Below are 18,857 nucleotides of genomic sequence, written 5' to 3'. Positions count from 1 at the left end.
TCACGATTAAGTGGGGATCATCCTTCAGCTTACCTTCGAGATGCCATAGCCAAAACAATCAAACTTGGGTCTCCGTAGGAACACAACGAAAAGGGCGGCTCACGCCGCCCTTGAAGAACAATCTTCATCTTCTCTTTGGTGACCGCCACGCACCTATCGCACTTTCATAGCGCGTATGAGGCGATCTACTTCTCACGCTTCGAATGATACCCAAACCGTGGCGAGTATTGAACGTGGCTCCCAGATATTGTTCCTGATGCTCTCATCGTTTCCAATTTCATGGAAGCCTACAAATTGAGACTACGCGACAGTGCCGGTGGTGACGAAGGCAGCGATTTCGCGGCCGCTATGCGTGACACGCCGATCTACCGGCACATAGCTTGGGCTAAGTGTTCTGACTACCAATTAATGGCCACCGGCCGGGTTAGAATAGCCGTTGTGCAAGCATAAGAAGTCAATCGAGCGGAAACGCGTAATTTCCTCATGTTCGAGGTGCTAAGCGGTATAAGCGTGCGATCGTCCCTGTTTTGGATGGCAAGGGGGGACTTAGCAGCGTCCGGGATTAAGTTTAGGAGTTCCTCGGTCTGAGATTGCGGCGTTTCAGGGCTAAGTAGGCATCACCCCTCAGCTTACCTTCGAGATGCCTTAGCCAAGACAATCAAACTTGGGTCTCCGTAGGGACACAACAAAAAAGGGCGGCTCACGCCGCCCTTGAAGAACAATCTTCAACCGTTCTTTGTACCGCCACGCACCTACCGCACTTTCATAGCGCGTATGAGGCGTTTAACGCTGTTGATTGTCACCGAGAACTGACCCGGCATTTTCACCGAGACTTGACCCACCCAGTTGTTATGTTCTTTGCGTTATGATGGCGTCAATGCCGCTTTTTCCTTTCGTTTCTGTTTGGCTGTCGCGGAGCTGGCCTTGAACCGGTAGCTGTCATTGCCGGTCTCGAGAATGTGGCAACGATGTGTGAGGCGGTCGAGGAGCGCGGTGGTCATCTTTGCATCACCGAACACGCTGGCCCATTCGCTAAAGCTCAGGTTGGTTGTGATGACGACGCTGGTGCGCTCGTAGAGTTTGCTTAGAAGGTGGAACAGCAACGCGCCACCCGTAGCGCTGAACGGCAGGTATCCCAGCTCATCCAAGACCACTAAATCGGCTTTCACCAGCACCTCGGCGATCTTTCCTGCCTTGCCTTGGGCCTTTTCCTGCTCCAACGCATTGACCAACTCGACCGTGGAGAAGAAGCGCACACGCTTGCGATGATGCTCGATTGCTTGAATGCCGAGGGCGGTAGCGACATGCGATTTTCCCGTTCCAGGGCCTCCGATCAGCACTACATTCTCAGCCGCGTCCATGAACTCGCATCGGTGAAGTTGGCGGACCAAAGCTTCACGGACTTCGCTGGCGCCAAAGTCGAAGCCAGAGATGTCTTTGTATGCCGGAAAGCGTGCTGCCTTCATGTGGTAGGCAATGGAACGCACCTCACGTTCAGCAATCTCGGCCTTTAGCAGCTGCGACAATATGGGGATCGCGGCATCGAAAGCGGGCGATCCCTGCTCATGCAGGTCCTGCACGGCCTGAGCCATGCCTGGCATCTTCAGGCTACGCATCATGATGACGATGGCAGCACCGGCGGGATCATGACGCATGACGTGTTCCTCCCGTGGTGCGTAGCCCGTCATATCGTGCGACATTGGCCTCGGGCTCCTTATTCAAAGAAAGGGCCGCAGGCGGGGTCACATCGGGCTGGTCTATCGGTGCGCCATCCACCAGCCTGTGAAGTAGGTTCAAGACATGGGTTTTTGTTGGTACGCCCGCCTCCAGCGCCATTTCTACTGCGCAAAGCACGGCCTGTTCGTCATGGTGGAGGACCAAGGATAGGACGTCGATCATCTCGCGGTCACCACCTGGCCTACGCAACATATGATCCTGCAGCTTCCGGAACCCTTCTGGCATCTCAACGAAGGGCGCCCCGTTGCGCAGCGCGCCGGGTTTGCGTTGAACCACCGCCAGATAATGGTGCCAGTCATAAATAACGCGCCCTGGCTGACGGTGTGAGCGTTCAATAATGCGCTCATGCGTGCAGACCACATGGCCTTCGGCGACGATGACCAGCCGTTCAGGATAGATGCGGAGACTGACAGGGCGGTTCGCAAAGCTGGCAGGCACTGAGTAGCGATTACGGTCGAATGCTATCAGACAAGTGGGGGATACCCGCTTGCTCTGCTCGACAAAGCCGTCAAACATTGTGGGCAGTGGCATCAGCGCGGCCTTCTCGGCGTCCCAGATATCCGCAATATTGCCAGGCAATCTGCCATGCGGTGTCTCGGCCCAGAGAAGCTTGCAGCGCTCCTCCAGCCATTCATTCAGCGCATTGAGGTCCGGAAAGGCGGGCATGAGTTGCCAAAGCCGATGGCGGGCGTCGCGCACATTCTTCTCAACCTGACCTTTCTCCCACCCTGCCGCGGGATTGCAGAACTCAGGGTCAAAAACATAATGGCTGGTCATCGCAAGGAACCGTGCGTTTACATCGCGCTTCTTGCCGACACCAATCCGGTCAACGGCTGTCTTCATGTTGTCATAGACGCCACGCCCCGGAACACCCTCAAACACCCGAAAGCCATGCCAGTGGGCATCGAACAGCATCTCATGCGTTTGCAGCCGATATGCCCGCACCAGAAATGCGCGGCTGTGTGACAGCTTGATATGAGCGACCTGAAGCTTGAGGCGCTCGCCGCCGACATAGGCCCAGTCCTCGCTCCAATCGAATTGGAACGCCTCGCCCGGCTGAAAGACCAAGGGCACGAAAACACCCCGGTCAGTCGTATGTTGAGCACGCTGGCGTTCGCCCTTCCAGTTCCGCACGAAGGCCGCGACACGCTCATATGAACCATCAAAGCCGAGCTGAACCAGATCTGCATGCATCTGTTTGGCCGTTCGCCGTTCCTTGCGTGATTTACGCTGCTCAGACAGCAACCAGCCTGTCAGCTTCTCAGCATAAGGGTCTAACTTGCTCGGTCGGTCCAAAATTTGGAACTCGGGCTCAACTATCCCTGTCCGCAGATACTTCTTGATCGTGTTGCGAGACACCCCTGTCCGGCGCGCAATCTCGCGGATGGGCATCTTGTCTCGCAGAGCCCATTTCCGAATAATCCTCAGAAATCCCATGTCTAACACTCCAATAGCTCCCAGCTGATTCAAGCAGGGGCAAGGTTACACATGGGTCAATTCTCAATGACAATTTCTGCAGTTGCCGGGTCAGTTCTCGGTGACAATCAACAGTTGCAGATCTAACCAGCCGTTTCCTGGCCCATCAACAAGCCTGGCTTCCAGCCATTTGTCAAAGTCCGTCAGTTCACGAATCTCGCGGTCAAACTCACCAGCAACAATGGCTGGCGCGATAGACCGGAATTGCGTCACGGTGTCATATCGCGCGAAGGGCTGGGTCTCCCGCCAGAGCGGGACAAGAGGGTGCTCATGCGCAAGGCAGATAGTCACGTGCGGAACCAGCCAGTGCCCGCGGATTGCCATCGAATGCTCTGGTGAACGTTCCGATGAACTGGCGTCCTGTTTCAGACAGATCGGACATCCCCGGATTTCAGGGCTGCGGATGGTTTTTGCAGGATAGATTTCGCCGCAAAGTTCATGGCGACGACCTTCAAGTTTTGTTCCCGACCAGTGTTGTAGGCACTCGTGATCAGTCCCGCCCAACAAGGCTAGTATCCTGATCATATCCCGTTCACCGTTCAGAATGCGCTGGAAGGGAATACCCAGTTCAAAGCCGAATTCCCGTAAGTCTACTTTATTTGCTGCCGCCAGCCTAGACATGTGGGAGAATGCAGTTTCCCGCGGGACGGAGGCTGTCCTGAGAGGAAGGGGCGCGACATCGATCATGAATTGCTCTTATTTTTCGTTTCATGACTCAGTTATGCCACGTTTAATCAACTGCAAGCCAATACCCTGTTTCAATGGCCGTCTTTCGTAAAGCCGGATCCACAGCATCCACAATCAAGCTCCATTGAGACTTTGTCAGGCGTATCCGAATGAAACCAAACCTCTCTACGGCAGATGACCCAGGAACAGAGCGCAACGCGATGTCAGAGTAGTCTCTGCCTCAAGTGACCGACACGAACGGCCCACACCTGCCGTTCGTGACTTGCGCGGCGAAAGTCAGCTTCCGAGTCCTTTTTGTCGCACAGCGCAGCCGCAGCACCGGTCAGCGACAATGCGCAGAATAGGCCACCCTAAAAAGACATTTGGCGCCGAGGTGGATAGGTGCAATGCGGCTCTGCAGTCATTTGCAGAGTTATGAACCCGCGTGGCTCCCTCAGGCATCACGCGGCAGAAGATCAGTGCGTTCGATTTATCAGAGCAAAGATCCCGCGACTCAAGCCTCTCGCGCGTCACGCCGGCGCCGCATGGCCTTGGCAATGGGCCAGACAATCACGAGGAGAGTGGCGATGGCGAGCGCCGCAGAGATCGGGCGAGTCAGCAGGTCGGTGGCGTCGCCACGGCTGATCAGCAGGGCGCGCCGGACGCTTTGTTCAGCCATCGGGCCCAAGATCATACCAAGGATAATCGGTGCCAGCGGAACGTTCACCTTTTCCAGGAAATACCCCACGAGGCCTGCGGCGAGCATCACCCAGAGGTCGACGGGGCGGCCGTTGATAACATAGACACCCACGCACATCAGGATGAGGATTGACGGCACCAGAAGCACCCCAGGCAGGCGCTGGAACTGGGCAAAGACGCGAGTGGCGACGGCCCCTCCGAGAGCGAAGATCAAGACCGAAGTTAGGAGCATCTCCATCATGAAACCGCCGACCAGCACCGGGTTCTGATGGAACAGCTGCGGGCCGGGTTGCAGCCCATGGATGGTCAACGCGCTCAGCACCAGCGCCGCGACAACGTTGCCGGGGATGCCGAGCGCCAGCGCCGGGATCATCGACGCGGCGTTGTCGGCGTTGTTGCCACATTCCGCCGCGGCTACGCCCTGCGGGTTACCTTTGCCGAAACTCGACGGATCGTCCGAGGCGTTCTTGGCGGCGTTGTAGCTGAGAAAGGCCGCGATGTTGCCGCCCGCGCCTGGCAGGATGCCGACACCTATGCCGATGCCCGAGGAGCGCAGCCAAGTCGGGATCAATGCACGGCGTTCGCCGAGTTTGAAAGGCACATCGGTCAGCTTAAGTTGCGCGGCAGATAGCCCCTTGAGGTCGGCCTTTTCAGCCAATTGCAGGACCGGCGGCAGAGCATAAAGCCCCACCAGCACCACGATCAGGTCGAGCCCACCCAAAAGCCAGGTTTGGCCGAAGGTAAACCGAGCTTGGCCTGAAAGGTTGTCGATCCCCATCGTGCCGATCAGCAGACCGAGCACGGCAGCCATGATCCCCTTGACAGGGTCTGAACCGACCATGACGCCGACCGATGCCATGCCGAAGATCGCGATCCAGAAATATTCGGCTGGGCCGAAATATAAGGTTACTCTTGCCAACAGTGGTCCGACCGTCATCAAAGCGATCGCGCTGGCGATGCCCCCAACAGCGGAGGACCAACAAGCAATCTTCAGCGCTTTCGCAGCCTCGCCTTTGTCGGCCATAGGGAAGCCGTCAAAGGTGGTGGCGATTGAGGCCGGAGTGCCGGGAATGCGCAGCAGTATCGCCGGGATTGCGCCGCCGTACATCGAGCCGTTGTAGATGCCTGCCACCATGGCCAGTGCCACTAACGGATCCATCGAATAGGTCAGGGGCAACAGGAGCGCGATAGCCATCACCGGGTTAAGCCCCGGCAGAGCGCCGATAAATACGCCCAGCAGCGTGGCACCGATCATTGCTGTCAGCGGCCCGAAGGTCAGAACTTGGGCCAATGCATTGGTGTAAAATTCCATATCATGCTCCGGGTGCGAAGATGGATAGGAGGGCTTCACGCGGTAGCGGCTTTTCCAACAGCAATGAGAAAACGAGGTAAATCAGGATCATGAAAACCAGCGCCACGATCAACGCATAGATACCCTGGCGAAAACCAAGCGCCACCGGCAGAGCCAGCATCAAAAGAAAGGACGCGGTGTAAAAGCCCAATGGCACAACCAGCGCCACGTAGATCGTCGAGAGTACAGCCGCGATGAACATCTGCGTGGGCGCGCTAATCAGCGGCCGCGCCTCGTTACGGCCTGAGCGGACAGCCTTGACCGTCACGGCTCCGCCGAGAAGCGCCAGGATCAGGCCGAGTGACATCGGGTAATTCCCGCTGGCCCCGTTGTAATCGGTCGCCTTCCAGGCCGCGGCAATGCCGAGGCCGGCAAAAAGCAGCCCGAGGACGATATCCTGACGCTTCTCCATCGCTCAGAGCCCGAGGTTCTTGGAGACTTCGGCCAGTGCGTCGTATTCTCCTTGCAGCCGTTTGCCCAGATCTTCGCCCTTAACCACATTGGGCACTTCGCCCTTGGTGGCCAGAAACTCGACATAAGTAGGATCATTGACCGCCTCGTCGATCATGTCGGCCAGCTTGTCAACGATGGCCTGATCAAGACCCTTCGGCCCAAGAATGGCACGCCATAGAAGCGTTTCCTTGTCGCCAAGCCCCAATACCTCAAGCCCGGAAGCGCCCGGTAGGGCCGGAACGCCAGAGGCTGAAGTTACCAACGGGCACTTGGCTTCGCCGTTTTCGACGTAAGGCAAAACGGTCGAGATTGAACCGCCGTAGATATCCACGTGACCGCCAAGGAAATTTTGAAGCGTCTCGCCCGCGCCACCGAAGGGAATGGCGAGAGCCTCGATCCCCTTGGCCTGGAAGACCCGCTCGGCAGCGAGCTGCATGGTGCCGCCGATGCCGTCATTGCCATAGGTGTACTTGCCCGGGTTGGCTTCCAGTTCGGCCAGGAACTCTTCGCCCGTGGTGGCCGGGAAATCAGACTTCACGCAAAGCGTATAGGCGGTTTGCGAGGTCGAGGCGATGGGGGTGAAGCTGTCGAGCGAATAGGCCACGTTCTGCACCTGCGGCACGGTGGTCAGGGGGCTGTTCCATGTGGCGAACAGTGAATAGCCGTCCGCGTTGGCCTGCATGAATTGCGAAGCCCCGACAGAGCCGCCGCCGCCACCCACATTCAGGATCGCAATGGAGGTACCGAGCTTTTCTTCTAAAAGGATCGCCAATTTACGGGCGCTGGTGTCGGTGCCCCCGCCGGCGCCGGCTGGTATGGTCAGTTCAATGGCACGTTCTGGGTATTCTGCCAGTGCCGGGGCAGCCAGCGCTGCGGCGGCGGACAGTCCGAGCAAAGTTGTCTTAATCATCATGGTCTCTCTCCCTTTGAAATTGAAGTCGTCAATTGATTTCGCTGCGATAGCGGAAGCCCTCGGCATTTCCGCTGGCGATGCGCCATTCGACGGGCTTGCCCTCGATGTCGAAGGCTGTGCGACAGATTACCGCCAGAGGATCATTCGTACGGATGCGCAGTTGTTGCGCCACTGCGTCCGAGGCACGCCCGAACGACACTTCGTCTGTCGCGCGTTTCACCAGCACGCCGAAATGCTCGAAGTAGGTAGGATAAAGCAGCGGCCCGAAAGCGGCGTCCGGTAGGGCTTCGAAGCCAGAAAACCGCGCTTTGGGAATGTAGATCTCCTCGAACAGTACCGGCTGATCGGCCAAGCTGCGCAGACGCACAATCTTTATCACATCCTTTGTGCCAAGCGCCCCGGCAGCCTCTGCGGACGCTTCTGCCAAGCTGCGCTTGATCATTTTGCTCTGCGGGATCGTCATCGGCTCACCGTTGCCCTCACGCATTGGGAAGAAGCGGAACAGGGTGGCGTTAAAGGACGGCGCACGCATGTAGGTACCCGACCCCTGGCGCCGTTCCAGAAGGCCCTCGCCCACCAGTCCGTCTACCGCCTTGCGCACCGTGCCTACAGAGACGTCGAATTCTCGCGCCAGACGCGCCTCCGACGGGATCGGCTGGTCGGGCGTCCAGTCGCCCGCAGCAATGCGCGCCGTTAAGGTGTCGCGCAACCGCGCATAGGCCGGCAACCGTGCGTCTGTCATAGCGAATCTGGTGCTCATTGTCGTCCCCCCAAGAATGACCTAACGGATATTGACCCATTCAGTCAACTGGTTATATATATGAATTGGCCAAGGAGCACATTATGATCCAGTTCGACTGCCATGCGCATGTGTATGAAACGACTACTGCCGTCGACGGGGCGCGGTACGTCCCTGCTCGACCGGCGCCATTGGCGGAGTGGCTGGGCCATCAGGAAACACATAAGCTACAAGGCGGCGTCATCGTGCAGGTCAGCTTCCTTGGCACCGACAATTCGGAGATGTGCGCCGCACTTTCAAAATTGGACCGCTCGCGTTTCGCGGGAGTCGGTGTTGTCCCGTTAGACGTAGCCGACGAGGAACTGGACCGCCTCGCGCACGCTGGAATGCGCGGGGTTCGCTGGAATCTCGTCCGCGGCGCGGCAATCCCCCGCCTGAACGCGACCCCAACACAGCGATTTTTGGCAAAACTGAGAGACCGGAACCTGCACCTTGAGCTTCACCTTGAAGGCCCGCGCATCGCACCGGTCCTTCCTGCGCTCGCAGACCAGGGGGTGAACCTGGTGATCGACCATTTCGGTCTACCGTCTGAACCGGACCCGCACAACGATCCGATGATCCGAGCGGTTGCCGCGATGTATGACCGAAGCGCGCTTTACTTCAAGTTCGCCGCGCACTACCGCATCCCGTTCGACATCACGTTCCATGCCAGCGAACTACTGGGTGTACTGCCCGACAGTCACGTTGTCTGGGGCAGTGATTGGCCGCATACTCAGCACGAGAACCACACTGGCTATGCTGACGTCTGGTCCCGCAACAAAGAGTGGCGCAACTTATCGAGCAGAACCGCAGCGAGAAAACTGTACGGCATACGCTGAATTCCAAGCGAGATCGGCCCAACCCATCTGCTGCCCCGGAATCTATATGCGCCCAGTTGAAATGCAGCCCGGAGATCACAACGGCCGGCGCAAGCCATTTCGGGGCATCCCACCGCGATGCATGTATTCGCCATCGTCCCTGACAGGACATTCATGCGACTCGTGGCGAACGGCAGTGAAAAACCCGAACCAACAAGCGCTCCAGTATGAATGAAGCTCAGCGAAACGCAAAATGCGGGCATTGCCAAACTGCAAAGCTTAGTAAATGTTCTGAGCAAGGGAATGGGTAGTTCAGAAGCACCACCGACCTGCTCTGCGGTTGTCCTTCTCTGAAACTTGATAGAATCGATTATGCCCCACGAACTGCCCCCTGATCTTGGTAATGCCCTACAGTTTTCAACTGAGGTTTTAGACGTTGAGTTTAAGCGCTCACTGCCCTTGCGCGAGAATATAGGCAAAGCGAAGCTTGCCAAGGAAATCTGCGCTTTGGCCACTCATGGTGGAGGGTGGATCGTATTGGGTCGCGAAGACGATGGATCTTACCCGGATGCAATCCCAACAGAGATTATAACCGTCGATCAAGACCAAGTTAATCAAATCGCGGCTGCTTATTTGCAACCAGCACCGCACTGCACCGTCAGTAAACAGCAACCGGAGGGAGTAGCTTTTGCTGTGCCAGTCATCTGGGTGCCCCCATGCGGCACATCACCAGTTTGCGCAAAAAAGAATGGACCAGACGACGAACGCGGGCGCACGCAAGGCGTTACAAAGGGCATACACTACACCCGTAAGGCGGGCCCTGTTTCAGCGCCTATTGAATCTCCAGATGAATGGCAGGACGTGATAAGGCACTGTGTTCTAAGTGATAAAGCTTCATTGCTTGGCGCTTTGTCAACCATGATCGAACAACCCCGACCTACGCCTGAGACGGTGGAAGAAAGCGTTTTCGAAGCTGACTTCGAACATACCGTTGGAAAATGGAAGGAGGAGGCTCAGGAACACCCATATGAAGTTGATCTATCGAATTGCTTTGTGGGTTATGGCTTTCACCTGGTTGATGCTGAACCAGCAACAACCGATCAGATTGCTGAGTGTTTGCGCCAACGTCCGCATGATGCACGCGGCGGCCATGTCTTTTTCGAAAGCAACTACAATACCCCTTATCGTCCCTTTGTAATCGAGGTAGCGGGCCATGACGGGCTCGAGGTCCATGTAAATACCGCAGACTTCGATCATCGTGCCGTTTGGCGGCTTAGTGAGTGGTTAAGCGGAACGGAGGCTATCTCGTATTGGGAGGACACCGCCTGGATAAAGGATGCCGTTGAGCACAGTTCCTCACTTACCTGGGAACGAGGCCAGCATATATGGATAGCTCAACAGGTTTCCTACGCTAATAGTTTCCTCGCAACGGTGAAGCACATTGCTGACTACTTTGATTTCACCGGTGACGTCCGCATCCGTGTTTTGTTTAGTGGATTGAGTGGGCGAAACCTCAGATCCACCAACATTGGGGTCTACTACAGCATGGACTACCGGGCTCGCCAGAACACAAAGCAAATCGACTTTGTCCTAAAAGCTTCAGATTTAGCTGCCGAAACTCGGAGCTCGGCAATTGCTTCGATCATTCAGCCGATGAACAAACTCACTCAAGGACCCGTAGTTAACGCTGAGAGCGTCGTTCGCAGCCTTAGGGCTAATTGAGGATAGAGCTGCCTACAATAGGTTGGGTGCCCGCCCCGCAAAGCTGGCCGGCCGCATAGCGAAGGTCAAAAATTTTCTCGTAGCTGACCCTCATGCCTCACGCAGCGAATGACCGCATTCCGCCCTTCGTCCCAGAGACTGCTCAATAGAAGATTCCCGCCCCCACAGCTTCTATGTACTCGACGACTTGCTGTGCTTTGCCTGCCTGAACGAGTTGCATCGCAGTTTGGCCATCAAAGCCCGCCAGTGGTTCGGACCTATACCAGTGATAAGCCATGACCGGTGTAGCGAACCGGGGTCCCACTTTGTTCAGTACATCCACAAGGTTGTCTAATCGGTTCTGCGTCTCATCCGACATCATCTGCGGGCCTTGCAGTTCCTCCTGGTCGACCCCGGCTGCTACGGCTAACTCTGTGATGGAGGTACGCAAGATGAACGCGACTTTTCGTGGATCAGCTTGTCCGTGGTGGTTGAAATAATCAATTGAGTGCATCGCAATCTCCCTTACGACTAGGACGTTTCTACAGCTGCGTTCTTTCCTTCTTCGTCTTCGACTTGGGCAGCGTCCTGGTTCTCAGGCGTCTGAATTGCGGCAAGTCGTTCCAAGGGGGCCGACTCAACGAACCGCCTCACGAGCTCCATATCGGGGCCAGTGCTTTTTGCCGATAAGTGATAAGCGCGCCAGGATACAAATAGAGCTGCGCCGCAGACGATTAAGGCTGTGATTGAAAAAATTGCCTGGGGGCTCAGGAAGGTGTGGGTCTGATCTGAGCTATAGACCAGGCAGTTTTCGATGTGACCTTTCAAGTATCTACTAAGGTTAAGCATCGCTGAGGCCTGCGGAAACTTGATCTGCCTTGATGCAAGCTTGTGCCTCAAACGGGGTGAGCCTAAGGGCGTCTGCGAGACCAACCCTGCCATAGAGCAATGAACGCAGCTGTCTCCGACTTGCATTTTCGCCCAACCGGTACCATCGGGTCGACGTGCGGGCCCAAGCACCCTCTTCGTCCAACTCACAAAGCCGAGACGTATTGATGAACTTACTCCGCAGCGTTGGGTGCCCATCCTGCGCGCCAACTAGGATTGCGCCCCCGTATTCTGGATCAAGGATGGCAGACCATGGGGAGAGGGTTGGCGCCAGGTCAAGTTCGGCAGTAGACGGCCCCACCTTGCTGAGTTCGAGGGACCGCCGCTTCATGCGTTCCATAAGCTCGACGATCAGCTTCTCCTTGCACGACACCCAGTTCTCTACTGGGAAATTAAGCCTTTCGCCCACTTCAACCCATGCCATCGTTAAGTTGAGCTGTCCGATTGCTTCATGAATCTCGGGCGGGATGGAGTCGGCTACAGCATAGGCAGCGCCATCAGTATCAGTGATTACAAGTGGGGCGCACCGTCTTATAGTCTCAAGAAACTTGAGGTCAGCCGAGTTAGGATCCATCGTGGCTCACCCAAAGACCTGCTTCGAACAGATATTCACTCTCTGGCCGAAGGAACTCCCGACAATATCCCACGCTCACGTTCCGAACGTCGGTTTGTCCAACCATGGCGCGTAGCCGGCGATGTGAATGGCCAAAGAACCATGCAGATGGGGCAAACCTGGCAATTAGGTCTGTTAAATCAGAGTGAAATGCGGGTGTAAGGCCATCCACTGGCCCTGCGACCGACAGATGGGGCCCATGATGGGTCACGACGACCGTGCGACCTGCCTTTCCGCAAGGGTGGGGGACATCAACTTGTCCTCAAGCCAAGCGCGGTGGTCGCGGTGAACGCCAAGTGTATCAGAAGGTTCTATTTCGGTCGCTGAACGTTGCCACGATATCCCGCCCCCGTCACCTGAACCTGCGGGGGGATCAACCCATATATGGGAGTAATCCCGCATAACGCTTCCAGCGATGCCCATTGCCGTTTCGGCATCCCCCAACAGATCGAAATCCGTCCAGAGCGTGCAACATAGGAACCGTGTTTCGCCGTGATACAATTCCTCTTTCTGCACGTAGTGTGCGCCGACTGACCGCGCGTGTTCGGCGAGTAGATGGTCATCCGTAAGTGTGCCGCCATAATAGTCATGGTTTCCGGGCATCACATAGATGCGTTCTGGCGGGAGGTGCGGTGTCAGTTGAGCAAGCCCCTGGATCCATTTACGCGCAGGTCCATCCGTAAGGTCGCCGGCGATTATAAGTCCATCAAGCGTGTCGTTCACGACAGCATGAAGACCCAGCGCAGCAATCGGATCAGTCCCTCTGTGCTCGTATGTATTGGCATGCAAGTCCGAAAGGATCACGATCCGGCCGCTGTTGAATGGAATTGTCAGTGTCATGCCGGAAGCCCTCGCCTATGGGAAGCTGATTTCCCATCCATGTGGCACTTTACTGAGATTTGAGTCAACCACATGTTTTTAAACGATTTTATAAGGGTATACCTATTTCGTTATTAGCAAGCTTTCAGAATTCAGTATATGTAGCCTAATATGGGTATTCAGAGGATGTTTCTGCTGTTTTTCGCAAAACTGGCGCTTTTGAATATGGTCGTGGTTTCAAATTTCGCAAAGAAGCACGGGCCAGTGAAAGCCAGCTGAACCTATGTCTGGAATATTGCTGTTCTAGCGAAGCCCAACCTTGAAAGGAAAAAGCAAAAGCTCTGCGCAGACTTCCGGTTCCAGATAGCTCTAGCGCCTAACCTTGATCTACAGGACCCTTGGCTGGACGGCTCCGTCGCATCTGTTGAAGCATTGATGACGAGTAAAGGATCAGCGCCGCCCAGATCATCGGGAAGGCGATCATTCGCGCGCGACCAAACTCTTCGCCGAATACGAATACTGCGACGATGAAGATCATGCTCGGCGCGATGTATTGCAGAATTCCGATGGTCGAGAGCCGCAGGAGTTTCGCACCGTTGGCATAGACCAGCAAAGGCACCGCTGTAACCGCGCCACAGCCGAGCAAGAGCCAGGTATCGACCGACGCCCCGGTGAGGAAGTTCCCCTGACCTGTCGTCGCAAGGTAGGCAATATAGGCGAGGGCCGGGACAAGCAAAAGCAGCAATTCGAGCAAGAAACCTTGGTTCGGCCCGATCGGCAGGCTTTTCTTGGCCAGCGCGTAAAAGCCCCAGCTCAGTGTCAGCCCCAAGGCAACCCAAGGGATCGATCCGGTGTCCAGAGCCAGCACGAGCACGGCCCCTACGGCGAGGCCCACTGCGAGCAATTGCCGCTTGGACATGCGTTCGCCTAAGAGAAGCGCGCCCAATAGAATGCTGAACAGAGGGTTGATGTAATAACCCAACGCCGCATCAAGCGCGTGGCCCGAGGCGATCGCCCAGACATAGATGCCCCAATTTATCGAGATCAGCGTCGCCGTTACCACGCCCATGAGCAGCGTTCGGGGGAGAGCAAAGCCGCTTTCAAATCTTGCGTCCGCCGCATCGCCACAAGTACTAACGCGGCAATCGGCACAGACCAGACCACCCGGTGGGCGACGACTTCGGCCGCCGGGATATGCGCCAGCGCCTTCATATAGAGCGGCAGGAACCCCCAGAACACATAGGCTGTAATGGCAAAGGCCAGACCTTGGGGTGTGTCTTCGTTGGGTCTGGTCGTGAGGCTGTCGGGGTTGCGCATGGGTGGTCCTCCGCATTCGTCCTAACCTCTTCTATGAACGCCTGCCAGCGTCAAACTATCCTGTCGTCTGAATGGCTGAACTTGCAGGCAGGGCTTCGGATGGCGCTAGTTCGGCTTTCCCTCAGTTCAGGTATCTACCGGCACCAATGGGATCGCCATTCCAGCGCTACGGCCAGCGGTTCAGACGGCCTCCAATGCGATGGCGATCCCTTGGCCAACGCCGATACACATTGTAGAAAGGGACTTCTCTCCGGGTTTCAACTCCAGCATGGCTGTGCCGGTGATCCTGGCCCCTGACATGCCAAGCGGATGTCCAAGACTGATTGCGCCGCCGTTGGGGTTCACCCGTGGATCGTCGTCTGCGATGCCCAAATCACGTAAGGTGGCAAGGCCCTGAGACGCGAAAGCCTCGTTCAGTTCGATGACACTGAAATCCTCTTGCTTCAGCCCGAGCCGCGCCATCAGCTTTTTGGACGCAGGCGCAGGACCAAAGCCCATGATACGCGGTGCGACTCCGGCCGTCGCGCCGCCGAGGACTTTGGCAATAGGGGTCAGCCCACGTTTCTCTGCGGCTTCTTTCGTGGCGAGGATCAATGCCGCCGCACCATCATTGACGCCGGAGGCATTGCCTGCCGTCACCGTACCATCCGCTTTGGCAAAGGATTTAAGCTTTTGTAGCGCTTCCAAGGTGGTCGAAGGGCGGGGATGTTCATCTTCTGACACAAGGATAGGATCACCCCGGCGCTGTGGGATAGAGACAGGCACGATCTCTTGCGCCAGACGCCCACTTGTCATGGCAGCGCCTGCTTTTTGCTGGGACCGGAGGGCGAAGGCATCTTGATCTGCACGGGTAACGTCAAAATCCTCCGCCACGTTCTCCGCGGTTTCGGGCATTGAATCGACGCCGTATTGCGCCTTCATCATCTTGTTGACGAAACGCCAGCCGATGGTGGTGTCAAAGACCTCGTTGCTCCGTGCAAAGGCGGTCTCGGCCTTTGGCATCACGAAGGGCGCGCGTGACATGCTCTCAACCCCGCCCGCGACGATCAACTCGGCCTCTCCGGCCTTGATCGCCCGCGCGGCGGTGATCACCGTATCCATGCCAGAGCCGCAGAGCCGGTTCATCGTGGTGCCAGGGACGGTCTCGGGGTAGCCCGCAAGCAGCAGCGACATGCGCGCGACGTTGCGGTTGTCTTCGCCCGCCTGATTGGCGCAGCCAAAGATGACTTCATCGATTGCCGCAGGGTCCAAAGAGGGGTTGCGTTCGATCAGCGCCTTGAGGGGCACAGCGCCCAGATCATCGGCCCGGACAGAGGACAGCGCCCCGCCATATCGGCCAATGGGGGTGCGGATGTAATCACAGATATAGACGTCGATCATGCCAGTTCCTCAGGTACGATAAGATCGGCAACATCGCCTTCAATGTGCAACGTGGCCCCGGTGACGGCCTGTAGAGCGTCCATGCTGAGCCCCGGCACTTTCTCCCGCAGGATGAACCTGCCGCCCTTGATGTCGATCACCGCGAGCGAGGTATAGACTTGGGTGACACATCCCAAGCCAGTGAGCGGGAAGGTGCAGCGTTCGACCAGTTTCGGGCCGCCATCCTTGGTGACATGATCGGTGACCACGGCCACCCGTTTAGCGCCATGCACAAGGTCCATCGCGCCGCCCACGGCAGGCACGCCCTTGGTGCCGACGCGCCAATTCGCTAGGTCGCCATTCTGAGCAACCTGATAGGCCCCCAGTACGGCGAGATCGAGATGCCCGCCGCGCACCATCGCGAAACTGTCGGCATGGTGGAAAAACGCGGCACCGGGCTTGAGCGTGATGGGCTTTTTGCCGGCATTGATCAGATCCCAATCCTCTTTACCCTCTTTCGGAGCCTGACCGAAACCCAGTACCCCGTTTTCGGTGTGATAGGTCACATCGCGGCCTTCGGGCTGGAATTTGGCGATCATCTCGGGGAAGCCGATGCCGAGGTTAACGTAAGATCCGTCTTCGATGTCCTGCGCCGCGCGCCATGCGATCTGCGCGTTCGAGAGCTTGTCTTGCATGATGTTGAACTCCGCCATCAGTAAACCACTCCCGTGCGCACAAGCACTTCTTCTTGTTGAGGTTCTGCCACTTCCACGATTGCGTCGACAAAGATGCCCGGGGTGATGACCTCTTGCGGGTCGATGCTGCCGGGCGCGCCCAGCACGCTGACCTGCGCGATGGTTTTTTCTGCCGCCATGGCCATCAGCGGGTTAAAGTTACGTCCCGCCATGCGGTAGGTCAGGTTGCCGGTGCGATCCCCGTCCTGCCCCTTGATCAGCGCAAAATCCGCCTTCAGCCATCTTTCGCGGACATACATCTTGCCATCGAATTCTTCGGTCGGTTTGCCTTCGGCAAGTTCCGTGCCGAAGGAGGTCGGCGTGTAGAAGACGGGGATGCCGGCACCGGCAGCGCGGATGCGCTCGGCCAATGTGCCTTGGGGGACGAGGTCCAGCTCGATCTCGCCCGCGAGGTACTTTTCATTGAAGGCTTCGGCGTTGGAGCTGCGCGGGAAAGAGCAGATCATCTTGCGGACCATGCCTGCTTTGATCATCGCCGCGATGCCGCAATAGCCGTTGCCCGCGTTGTTGTTGATGACAGTAATGGCCGCCGGGCTGCCGGTGGCGCGAAAGCGGTCGATAAGGGCGTGGATCAGTTCGATTGGCGCGCCAGAGCCGCCGAACCCTCCGATCATCACCATCGCGCCATCCGGGATATCGGCCACAGCCTCGGCCACGGTAGGAAGTGCTTTGTCCATTGCTGGTCTCCTCAGGTTACCGAGGGTCTAGCGGTCGGGCGTATGCAGAACCAGAAATTTGTGCGTATATTGACATTTGTTCGTTTTGCGCAATTTGTTGTGCGCATGACGAACAAATCCAGCAGTACAATCTCATCTCTCGCCAAGGGACTTCGGGTGATCGAATGTTTCGATGCGCAGCGCCCCAAGCTGTCGATTAGCGAGGTCGCCGCGCTGACCGGGCTTGACCGTGCTACTTCGCGCCGGTGCCTGTTGACGCTCCATGCCGAAGGCTATGCTGCCTATGATGGGAAATACTTCGCTCTCACACACCGCTGTTTGCGCCTCGGCACGGGGGCCATCGGCGCTCTGCAACTGCCGCAGGTCGTGCAGCCTTGGCTGGATCAGCTGACCGAACAGATCGGTCAAAGCTGCTCGGTCGCCATTCTTGACGAGATCGAAATTGTCTATCTCGCTCGGGCATCGCAGCGGCGTGTCATGTCGATTGGCCTGATGCCCGGATCGCGCCTTCCGGCGCATAGCACGTCCATGGGGCGCGTGTTGTTAGGCGCGATGCCGGAGGCAGAAGCGCGCCGGATTATTGAGGCGTCCGACCTCTCCCCGCGCACCCGGTTCAGCTTGACGGATCCGGATGAGATCATGATGCACGTGCAGGCAGCGCGGACGCGCGGCTATGCGGTGGTCGATCAAGAAGTTGAGATCAGTCTGCGCTCGCTCGCGGTGCCAGTGCTCAACAGCAAGGGTGCCGTGGTTGCGGCGCTAAACACCGGGATGGCAGCAACGCAGCCGGACCCGGCGGAATTAGTCGAAAGTTACCTGCCAGCGTTACTAAAGGTGCAGGCCGGGATCGCCCGTGTTCTTGGGTAATCCTCAGGAAGCAACGTTTTGGTTAATCAGCCTCAAACCGAATGTTCGCGCATGTCGGCCACGATAAAATCGATCAACGTCCGTACCTTACGCGGCAGGGCGCGGCCTTCGAGGTAGACCGCCGCCACATCGCCTTTCTCCCCGGTCCACTCGGGCAAAAGCGGCACCAGCGCACCGCGTTCGATGGCGTCACTCACCGCGAAGCTCGGGATATAGGCCACTCCAAGCCCTTGGCGCGCGAGTTCTGCCGCCGCGTGAGCGGAGTTCACCTGAAACCGTCCTTTGACTTGGGCGACCCGTTCCTCAGACGCCCGAGTGAAGTTCCAGCGACGCGCAAGGCGCCGGTTCGTATCGACGATACAGCTTACCTCGGACAGGTCTTCAGGCCTTGTGATCTTGGGACTCTGGGCCAGAAAGGCGGGGCTGGCGACAAGAATGCTTTCGAAACGGGTCAGGCGGCGGACCTTCATGGACGACAGATCGAAATGGCCAATGCGCAGGGCCAGGTCGATCCCATCTGATGCAAGGTCCGCATAGGTATCGCTCAATCGCAGATCGATTGTTAGATCAGGGTAAATGGCGCCGAAGCGTGCCAGCATGCCGGCCACGTAAATCTCGCCAAAAGTGACGGGGGCCGTGATCCGGAGCGGACCGGACAGACCTTCGGACCCTTGCGAAACTTCCTCTAGGAGGTCGTCGATCCCATCAAGGAGCGCGGGGACACCGGCCAGCAAGGTTTCCCCAGCCGGGGACAGCCCAACCTGCCGTGTCGTTCTTTGCAGCAGGCGAACCCCAAGCCTCTGCTCAAGCTCGGCCACGTACTTTGACGTCAGGCGGTTGGAGGTGCCTAATTCTTCGGCCGCCGCGGTGAACGATCCGCTTCGGGCCGTTGCCACGAAGGCGCGCAATTGATCGAGCAGGTCCATCTTATTCAGTACACTTCATGGATAGTCATTCCATATATTCGCCA

General features: G+C 57.3%; 17 protein-coding genes and 1 pseudogene. 3 read left to right on the top strand and 15 right to left on the bottom strand.

The genetic code is table 11. The annotated features are described in order from the left end of the window. Positions 1-863: 863 nt before the first annotated feature. The 7 genes from istB to ACFQAU_RS04730 all read right to left on the bottom strand — a co-directional run bounded on the left by istB (position 864) and on the right by ACFQAU_RS04730 (position 8,055). Positions 864-1,655 carry an IS21-like element helper ATPase IstB gene (gene istB, locus ACFQAU_RS04760; protein WP_260011503.1) on the bottom strand — a complete coding sequence of 264 codons (792 nt, stop codon included), beginning with the start codon at positions 1,653-1,655 and terminating at the stop codon, positions 864-866. Further along, positions 1,645-3,174, bottom strand: coding sequence for an IS21 family transposase (gene istA / locus ACFQAU_RS04755; RefSeq protein WP_260010420.1), 1,530 nt, complete (start codon positions 3,172-3,174; stop codon positions 1,645-1,647). The genes istB and istA overlap by 11 nt, the downstream gene beginning before the upstream one ends. 90 nt (positions 3,175-3,264) lie before the next feature. After that, positions 3,265-3,900 (bottom strand): TniQ family protein, encoded by a 636-nt coding sequence (locus tag ACFQAU_RS04750; RefSeq protein WP_386280904.1) that lies wholly within the window; start codon positions 3,898-3,900, stop codon positions 3,265-3,267. A gap of 493 nt (positions 3,901-4,393) precedes the next feature. Beyond that, the gene (locus ACFQAU_RS04745; RefSeq protein WP_132446683.1) at positions 4,394-5,890 is read right to left on the bottom strand and encodes a tripartite tricarboxylate transporter permease; all 1,497 of its coding nucleotides are present in this window, start codon (positions 5,888-5,890) and stop codon (positions 4,394-4,396) included. Between the two features lies 1 nt (position 5,891). Beyond that, positions 5,892-6,341 (bottom strand): tripartite tricarboxylate transporter TctB family protein, encoded by a 450-nt coding sequence (locus tag ACFQAU_RS04740; protein ID WP_132446681.1) that lies wholly within the window; start codon positions 6,339-6,341, stop codon positions 5,892-5,894. 3 nt (positions 6,342-6,344) lie between these two features. Then, positions 6,345-7,295, bottom strand: a complete 951-nt coding sequence (locus tag ACFQAU_RS04735) for a tripartite tricarboxylate transporter substrate binding protein (protein ID WP_132446679.1) — start codon at positions 7,293-7,295, stop codon at positions 6,345-6,347. Positions 7,296-7,323: 28 nt separating this feature from the next. Next, positions 7,324-8,055, bottom strand: coding sequence for a GntR family transcriptional regulator (locus ACFQAU_RS04730; protein WP_132446677.1), 732 nt, complete (start codon positions 8,053-8,055; stop codon positions 7,324-7,326). Positions 8,056-8,138: 83 nt separating this feature from the next. Between ACFQAU_RS04730 and ACFQAU_RS04725 the strand changes: the two genes are divergently transcribed. Continuing rightward, positions 8,139-8,912, top strand: coding sequence for an amidohydrolase family protein (locus ACFQAU_RS04725; protein ID WP_132446675.1), 774 nt, complete (start codon positions 8,139-8,141; stop codon positions 8,910-8,912). A gap of 351 nt (positions 8,913-9,263) precedes the next feature. After that, the gene (locus ACFQAU_RS04720) at positions 9,264-10,613 is read left to right on the top strand and encodes an AlbA family DNA-binding domain-containing protein (RefSeq protein ID WP_132446673.1); all 1,350 of its coding nucleotides are present in this window, start codon (positions 9,264-9,266) and stop codon (positions 10,611-10,613) included. Positions 10,614-10,755: 142 nt separating this feature from the next. Here ACFQAU_RS04720 and ACFQAU_RS04715 read toward each other — a convergent pair whose 3' ends face one another. The 7 genes and pseudogenes from ACFQAU_RS04715 to ACFQAU_RS04685 all read right to left on the bottom strand — a co-directional run bounded on the left by ACFQAU_RS04715 (position 10,756) and on the right by ACFQAU_RS04685 (position 17,020). Continuing rightward, entirely contained in the window at positions 10,756-11,106 is a 351-nt protein-coding gene (locus ACFQAU_RS04715) for an antitoxin Xre/MbcA/ParS toxin-binding domain-containing protein (RefSeq protein ID WP_132446671.1), read from the bottom strand. A 327-nt stretch (positions 11,107-11,433) separates the two neighbouring features. Next, positions 11,434-11,811 (bottom strand): DUF6634 family protein, encoded by a 378-nt coding sequence (locus ACFQAU_RS04710; RefSeq protein ID WP_386283810.1) that lies wholly within the window; start codon positions 11,809-11,811, stop codon positions 11,434-11,436. Positions 11,812-12,300: 489 nt separating this feature from the next. Further along, a complete protein-coding gene (locus ACFQAU_RS04705; RefSeq protein ID WP_386280893.1) occupies positions 12,301-12,933 on the bottom strand; it encodes a metallophosphoesterase in 633 nt (210 codons plus the stop codon). 355 nt (positions 12,934-13,288) lie between these two features. After that, positions 13,289-14,229 (bottom strand): annotated as a pseudogene (gene rarD / locus ACFQAU_RS04700) (EamA family transporter RarD). A gap of 180 nt (positions 14,230-14,409) precedes the next feature. Next, a complete protein-coding gene (gene pcaF / locus ACFQAU_RS04695) occupies positions 14,410-15,609 on the bottom strand; it encodes a 3-oxoadipyl-CoA thiolase (RefSeq protein WP_132446665.1) in 1,200 nt (399 codons plus the stop codon). Continuing rightward, positions 15,606-16,283, bottom strand: coding sequence for a 3-oxoacid CoA-transferase subunit B (locus ACFQAU_RS04690; protein ID WP_120352701.1), 678 nt, complete (start codon positions 16,281-16,283; stop codon positions 15,606-15,608). Before ACFQAU_RS04690 ends, pcaF begins: the two co-directional genes overlap by 4 nt. A 17-nt stretch (positions 16,284-16,300) precedes the next feature. Continuing rightward, complete coding sequence (locus ACFQAU_RS04685) at positions 16,301-17,020, bottom strand: 3-oxoacid CoA-transferase subunit A (RefSeq protein WP_132446663.1); 720 nt, start codon at positions 17,018-17,020, stop codon at positions 16,301-16,303. Positions 17,021-17,125: 105 nt separating this feature from the next. Between ACFQAU_RS04685 and ACFQAU_RS04680 the strand changes: the two genes are divergently transcribed. Further along, positions 17,126-17,887, top strand: coding sequence for an IclR family transcriptional regulator domain-containing protein (locus ACFQAU_RS04680; protein WP_132446661.1), 762 nt, complete (start codon positions 17,126-17,128; stop codon positions 17,885-17,887). A 32-nt stretch (positions 17,888-17,919) separates the two neighbouring features. Here the strand turns inward: ACFQAU_RS04680 and ACFQAU_RS04675 are convergent, their stop codons facing one another. Then, a complete protein-coding gene (locus tag ACFQAU_RS04675) occupies positions 17,920-18,813 on the bottom strand; it encodes a LysR family transcriptional regulator (RefSeq protein ID WP_132446659.1) in 894 nt (297 codons plus the stop codon). Positions 18,814-18,857: the final 44 nt, after the last annotated feature.

The organism is Sulfitobacter profundi (genome assembly GCF_042661425.1).
In the GTDB taxonomy this organism is placed as follows: domain Bacteria; phylum Pseudomonadota; class Alphaproteobacteria; order Rhodobacterales; family Rhodobacteraceae; genus Sulfitobacter; species Sulfitobacter profundi.
The sequence above is the reverse complement of the archived record's forward strand: the minus strand, read 5'-3'. Positions and strand labels throughout refer to the sequence as shown.